The following is a 6,512-nucleotide window of genomic DNA, read 5'->3' as shown; positions in this document are numbered from 1 at the left end:
GATTTGCGGATGATTATGACTCTTTTTTTCCACTTAACTTAACGTTGGAGTGATTAATATGAAAACATTTTCATTCTCTATGAGAGCAACATTTAGTTCGACTGTTACCGCCATATTTTTTCTGCTCTGTTCATCTTCAGGCTATGCAAGTGATATTGTTGTATGGGCAGTTGCCGACAGACCGACCTCTTATATTCTTGAAGGTCAGGACAAAGGTCGGGGGGTTGTAGATGAAGTATACTCCATTTTTCATGAAAATTTAAATGATTACGACCATAAAACCAAAGATATGAATTTTGCCAGAATTCTGGTTCAGATGGAACATGGTAAAAATCTGTGCGCATGCGGATTTAAAAAGCCTGAAAGAGAAAAAGTCGGTTATTTTTCAATTCCTGCCATAATTGCCTTGCCATTTTCGGTAGTTGCAAAGAAAGGTCGTCTGAATGAGATATACGGGAACACAAAAAGCATATCACTGAAAAATCTGTTTGAAAATATAAATCTGGAAGGTGGAGTAACAAAGAAGCGCTCTTACGGAGATATTACCATGTTGATAGATGAATATGAGAAAAAAGGAAATCTTTATGTTCAGTCATCTACTCACAACCTTATGAAAATGCTGATTGCAAACCGCCTTGACTATGCTATAGAGATACCCTCATTTGCAAAATATATTGCAAAACAGCTTAGAAGTGAAGAGATAATTGAGAGCTATGCTATAGAGGAAAACAAAAACAAGGTTCTTGTTGCCCACATTTTTTGCACCAAAAACGAGTGGGGACATGCGATTATAAAAAGAATCGATAATATTTTGCGAAAAGAAAGAAATTCATCAGGTTATATCGAAATTCTGGAAAGATGGTATGATGAAAAAGGTCGAAGGATAATAAGAGAATATTACAATACCAACTTTTTGAAATCTGAGCATTAAATAAGATAATCATCAGGTGTGGCAGTTACCCGGTTAATGTAACAAAAAGTTGAAGTGGAAAAAATCAACTGGTATGATTTGCGGATGATTATGACTCTTTTTTTCCACTTAACTTAACGTTTTTAGTAGACTAATGACTTTCTGAATTGGTTTGAATGTCAGATTATTGTCCTGATGATGTCGTAACCATGTCGTGGTCTAAATGGTCTTTGCTTAGTATATATAGTCTCAAATTTTAACTATAGGAGCATACGTATGAGCGTCCGTAAACTTCGTCTTGAAAAAAGTTGGTCTCAAGAGCAATTGGCTGAGATATGCAATCTTAGTGTGCGAACTATCCAACGTATTGAAAGAGGTCAAAAGCCAAGCTTAGAATCTTTAAAAGCTCTATCTGCGGCATTTGACACAGATGTTACTTACATAACCAAGGAGACTGATATGTCAAAGCAATCCAATATTTCATTAAAAGAAGAACAGGCTATTATATATGTGCGTGATATTAAAGGATTTTATACTCATCTCATAACATATGCAATTGTCATTGTGGGATTATTTGCATTGAATTTAATAACATCATCAGACTATTTATGGGCTATTTGGCCAGCTTTGGGCTGGGGGATCGGTGTCAGCATCCACGGCATAAATGTTTTCGAGGTTTTCAATTTGTTTGGGCCCGATTGGGAAAAGCGTCAAATTGAAAAAAGGTTAAAGCGTAATTCATAATATTTTCATAACCTGTTAGTTCAGGTCACAGCAAGGGTCTACGCCGTTTTGGCAGGTTGTTGTAAATTTGAAATATATAATTTTTAGCGGAAGTCGTGGAAACCATAGCTGCACCTGACTTCTGCGTTAATAAGGCAATATGAATTATGAATGAATTTCAAAGACAGTCCAATGGTCGCTGGGCTTTAATTACTGGAGCATCAGCCGGTATTGGCAAAGCATTTGCAACTGTATTTGCCAGAAACGGGTTTAATCTTGTGCTTGTAGCCCGCCGGGAGGAGAAATTAAAAAATATTGCTGCGCAAATGGAAAAATCATTTGAGATACGAACCAAAGTTCTTGTTTCCGACCTGGCCGATCCTGTATCCCCACAACAGGTATATGATGTACTAAAGGCTGATCAGATCATGGTCAGCGCAATGGTTAATAATGCAGGTTATGCTTTGAAAACAAAGTTTTTAGAAACCTCCTGGCAGGAGCATCAGGATATGATCCAGGTGATGATGACCGCAGTTACGCAGATGTGTTATCTGTTTGCCGGCGAAATGAGAAAACAAAAATACGGACGTATAATAAACGTTGCATCGGTTGCCGCATTCAGTCCGCAGATGCCAGGCAATCTGTATGGCGGTATCAAGTCATATGTTGCAGGGATATCGGATGCACTGCATATGGAGTTGTCAGGGCATGGTATAAATTGTACGGCATTATGCCCCGGATTCACAAGAAGTGAATTCCATGATGTCATGGGTGTTCGTGAATCCATTGACAGGCTCCCTAAATTTATGTGGTCCCAGACTGAAGATGTTGCAGAACAGGGTTATCAGGCTGTAATGAAAGGAAAGGTGTTTTGTATTCCAGGTGGTTTTTACAAGGTGCTTACAGCAATGATGGGGTTTTTTCCTAAATCATTTAAATCTTGGCTGGGGAAGCGGAGCCAGTAGAGTGAAATTGTATTTATAAACAAAAAAGCACTTTAAGAGTTGAATAGGCTCCTAACAACGAAAATGAACCGGGTGATACCGGTTATTTTCAAAGTTCTCCGAGTATGACGTTTGGGGGATCGTTTTTTCACAAAATTGGTATCAGTTAATTTGAATATGTATTTCTAAAGGGATGTCAGAATATAAAATCATGCCCAAGACAAGAGATAATCACTATGTTCCCCAATGGTATCAAAGAGGATTTCTCTTGGAGCATTCAAATCAGCTTCATTATTTAGATCTTAATCCTGACACGAAAGAACTTCCCGATGGTAGAGTAATTACGATGAACGATAGGAACATTTGGCCAACCTCTCGAGAGCTTTGCAAGATAAGGAAATTTTTCTGATTATAGCATTTTGAAGTCAAAATTTAAAAAATCAGCTTCGGAGGCTGCGGACAGGCCTCAGATTTATCCGGATTTTATATCCGGTTGGCTTAGTATTGCCTCTAATCGAGGCCATTTTGCCCGGATTTCCATGTCCGAGCGCACCTATCCATCTAAACCGGGAGGGCTTCAAGGATTTTGGCCCCCTTTTTCAAATTGAAAGCAAACTGTCGGAACATGATATCGATTTTATTTTTTAGTAATTTCGGAAACCGTGCCTGGTTTCCATTATTATACTTGTGGCTTATTCCGAAATATCGCTCTACTATGTACCGGTATTTTGAAATACCCTTATTGCGTTCTATTTCTAAATCAGTCAGCTTGACATTTTTTTCATCCTTACGCATAATCCCGTCTTTAATATTGTTTAATGCAAGGAATTCACGATTGGGAGCGCCGGGATATCCTTTATCAGCATAGACAATTTTGATTTTATTCTCAGTATGCATGCTATAAATGACAGCACGAGGCAAATAGATTGAATCATTATGAGAAGCAGGGCTCAGAGTAGTGGAGAGAATGAAACCATTTTTCAGTGTCAACAGCAGCATGCTCTTTCAGGCCATAGTGAGGTTTATCATTTTTAATAACCCAGTTGGAATCAAGATCACGAGAAAATTTTTTCTTGTTTCCATTTTTATCAAATTTGCCCTCAGGAGTGTTAGCTTTTTCTTTGATCTCTTTGAGTTTGTCATTAGAGGCAGGTCTGCTTGCCGACTGAACCAGCCTGGCATCTACAGCAACTCCTTCATTGATGGAAACTCCATGCTGATGGAATTGTTTGAGAAGGGCACTGTTGAGTCGAGTCATGGCTTCCTCGGAAAGGCGGCTTCTGAATCTTGAAAAAGTAGAATGATCTGGAGAAGGCTGCTCCAGAGAAAGATCAAGAAAGGATTTGAAAGAGATTCGGTCATTAATCTGGCTCTCAAGTTCAGGGTCTGATTTAATTTGATACCACTTTTGGAGAAGGAAACATTTGAACAGAAACAAAGGAGAATAGGCTCTTTCACCTTTATTGGCTTTTCCGGTTTCGTAGAATTTCATTAGAAGCTCTTGAATAGACTGCCAGTCGATAGTGTTTTTGACTTGGCGTAAAAACAAAAGGGTTCGGTTCTTATCTGCAATGTTTTGCACAGCGATATCAGCAAATGAAAAATTATGTTCGAGGATTTTGTATGCCATGATGCCTCTTAAAGCTTGATTTTATAGAAGCATTATAGTAAAAATATAGAATAAAATCAATTAGATATATGCAATTATACTAAAAAAAATAACTCATAATTTATAAAAATATGGAGCTAATGACGAGCAGCCGGGGGAAAATCAATATACTCGTGCAAAGGTCTTAAATAGAAGGAGGACATCATGGATATTCAGGCACTGACAGGGTTTTTTATGTGGTGTACGATTATAAACGGTGGTATATTGATTTTTTGGATTATAATATTAATGTTAACTCCGGATTTAGTGTATCGTACCCAAAGTAAATGGTTTCCCATTCCAAGAGAAACTTTTAATGTGGTTATTTATGCGTTTATAGGGTTGTTTAAAATTGTTTTTTTGGTTTTCAATGTTGTTCCCTATATTGCCTTTAGGATTATTGGGTAAAAAAATATAATACTTATGAAGCAAATAAAATTTTAGTTAAAAATTGATTAGAAAAAGGAGGAAGCACATGGAAAAGAAAATACACTATGGATGGATAGTGATTTTCATGGGATTGTTTACAACTGTTGCAGCTCATGGTTTTGGACGGATGGCTTATACAATTTTACTCCCTGCCATGAAAGACGGGCTTAGTTTTGATTATACCCAACTGGGACTTTTAGGGACCGGAAATTTTATCGGTTATCTAACCATGGCCATTATTGGTGGGTTCCTTGCAGCAAAATTTGGAACAAGAGCTGTTATTACATTTGCTTTAATCCTTATGGGTGTCACCATGATACTTACCGGCCTTGCTAAATCATTTGGTTTTGCTTTTGCCATGCGTTTATTAACAGGCCTGGGGAATGGTGCAGCTTATGTGCCTGCCATGGCTCTGGGCTCAGCATGGTTTGCTGTTAATAGGCGTGGGTTTGCTACAGGTATTGTTTCAGGCGGGATTGGTCTGGGGATATTTATATCTGGTATCATTGTACCCTTTATTTTATCTGCTTTTGAAACAGATGGCTGGCGGTATTCATGGTATATTCTGGGCACTATTGTGCTTCTGGTAGCTGTTATTGTTTTTATATTTTTACGTAATCAGCCAGCAGACAAGGGATTACTTCCTTTAGGGCAAAAAGTAAAAGAAGAGAGTAAAGAGCCCTCCTCAGAAAGTAAAGTCTCATCTCTGGACTGGGGCAAAGTGTATAAAATGAAGGCTCTTTGGTATCTTGGAGTTGTATATTTTTTTTATGGTTTGTCTTATATTATTTACATTGTATTTTTTGCAGCCTATCTGGTAAAGGAGATGGGCTACTCAGAGGCATATGCGGGCGGCTTGTGGGCAACAGTGGGCGGATTAAGTATTTTTTGCGGCGTTCTCTGGGGCAGTATATCTGACAGGATCGGGCGTGGTAAAGGCGCGGCTTTGGCATATTTTGTACTTGGACTTTCTTATATAGTCTATGCCCTGTTTAAATTTGAAGCCGGATTTTATTTATCTGCTATTCTTTTTGGTATGACAGCATGGAGTATACCAACCATTATGGCAGCAGCAGCCGGAGATTTTGTTGGCCCCAGACTTGCTCCCGCAGGGCTTGGGTTTATAACTCTATTTTTTGGAATTGGTCAATCCATTGGTCCTGCTTTAGGAGGGTATCTTGCGGATGTGAGCAATTCTTTTATGCTTCCGTTCCTGGTTGCCGGCGGAATATCTCTTATGGGTATGATTTTTTCACTATTTTTAAAAAAGCCCACTAAAGAGTTATAATATAAGGAGTTCAATGCAGGAGAATTATATGGATGACAAAACCCGTCAACAATCTATAAATGATCATATTAAAAAAGACCCTTTTGCCAATTATCTCGGGGCAAAAGTTGAAATTATCAAACCCGGACATAGCAGAGTATCTCTTGTTATTGATGGTAATATGACAAATTTTCATGGCACAACCCATGGCGGTATTATTTTTGCTATAAGTGATATGGCCTTTGCAGCTGCATGCAATTCCCATGGAAAAGTTGCTGTTGCTCTTAACGTGAGCATATGTTTTTTAAAGCCCAGTTATTCTGGAGATCACCTGGTTGCCGAGGCAAAAGAGGAACATAAAGGAAGGCGAACAGCATTATACAGTATTAAAATTTTTAATGAAAAAACAGATAAATTAATTGCAAAAAGCCAGGATCAGGCATATCAAAAGGATGAATGGTTTGTAGATAAATAAGTATTGTTTCTATTATATATAAATTAAAAAGGATCACAAAATAAATGGGTTTTTTCAAACTTCGGGGAGATAGATTCCTTGGAATATTTTATATTATTATCTCAGGCGCATCATTC

At 38.0% G+C, this 6,512-nt stretch carries 9 protein-coding genes; 6 read left to right on the top strand and 3 right to left on the bottom strand.

From position 1 onward, the window contains the following. Positions 1-58: 58 nt before the first annotated feature. The 3 genes from K8S13_RS22545 to K8S13_RS22535 all read left to right on the top strand — a co-directional run bounded on the left by K8S13_RS22545 (position 59) and on the right by K8S13_RS22535 (position 2,598). A complete protein-coding gene (locus K8S13_RS22545; RefSeq protein WP_291465977.1) occupies positions 59-931 on the top strand; it encodes a TIGR02285 family protein in 873 nt (290 codons plus the stop codon). 255 nt (positions 932-1,186) lie between these two features. Beyond that, the gene (locus tag K8S13_RS22540; protein ID WP_291465976.1) at positions 1,187-1,654 is read left to right on the top strand and encodes a 2TM domain-containing protein; all 468 of its coding nucleotides are present in this window, start codon (positions 1,187-1,189) and stop codon (positions 1,652-1,654) included. Positions 1,655-1,800: 146 nt separating this feature from the next. Next, entirely contained in the window at positions 1,801-2,598 is a 798-nt protein-coding gene (locus tag K8S13_RS22535; protein ID WP_291465975.1) for an SDR family oxidoreductase, read from the top strand. A 51-nt stretch (positions 2,599-2,649) separates the two neighbouring features. Here the strand turns inward: K8S13_RS22535 and K8S13_RS25830 are convergent, their stop codons facing one another. The 3 genes from K8S13_RS25830 to K8S13_RS22525 form a co-directional block, all read right to left on the bottom strand. Continuing rightward, on the bottom strand, positions 2,650-2,718 hold the full coding sequence (locus K8S13_RS25830; RefSeq protein ID WP_367172826.1) for a hypothetical protein: 69 nt from the start codon (positions 2,716-2,718) through the stop codon (positions 2,650-2,652). Positions 2,719-3,138: 420 nt separating this feature from the next. After that, positions 3,139-3,576, bottom strand: coding sequence for a transposase (locus K8S13_RS22530; protein WP_291465974.1), 438 nt, complete (start codon positions 3,574-3,576; stop codon positions 3,139-3,141). Then, complete coding sequence (locus K8S13_RS22525; RefSeq protein ID WP_291465973.1) at positions 3,512-4,207, bottom strand: transposase; 696 nt, start codon at positions 4,205-4,207, stop codon at positions 3,512-3,514. The genes K8S13_RS22530 and K8S13_RS22525 overlap by 65 nt, the downstream gene beginning before the upstream one ends. A 183-nt stretch (positions 4,208-4,390) precedes the next feature. Between K8S13_RS22525 and K8S13_RS22520 the strand changes: the two genes are divergently transcribed. From K8S13_RS22520 to K8S13_RS22510, 3 genes are all read left to right on the top strand, one after another. After that, the gene (locus tag K8S13_RS22520) at positions 4,391-4,633 is read left to right on the top strand and encodes a DUF6868 family protein (RefSeq protein WP_291465972.1); all 243 of its coding nucleotides are present in this window, start codon (positions 4,391-4,393) and stop codon (positions 4,631-4,633) included. A gap of 67 nt (positions 4,634-4,700) precedes the next feature. After that, positions 4,701-5,942 (top strand): MFS transporter, encoded by a 1,242-nt coding sequence (locus K8S13_RS22515; RefSeq protein WP_291465971.1) that lies wholly within the window; start codon positions 4,701-4,703, stop codon positions 5,940-5,942. A 28-nt stretch (positions 5,943-5,970) separates the two neighbouring features. Continuing rightward, the gene (locus K8S13_RS22510; RefSeq protein ID WP_291465970.1) at positions 5,971-6,396 is read left to right on the top strand and encodes a hotdog fold thioesterase; all 426 of its coding nucleotides are present in this window, start codon (positions 5,971-5,973) and stop codon (positions 6,394-6,396) included. Positions 6,397-6,512: the final 116 nt, after the last annotated feature.

The sequence above is a fragment of the Desulfobacula sp. genome (assembly GCF_021107415.1).
Note: the sequence above shows the minus strand (reverse complement) of the source record. Positions and strands in the feature narration are given on the sequence as shown.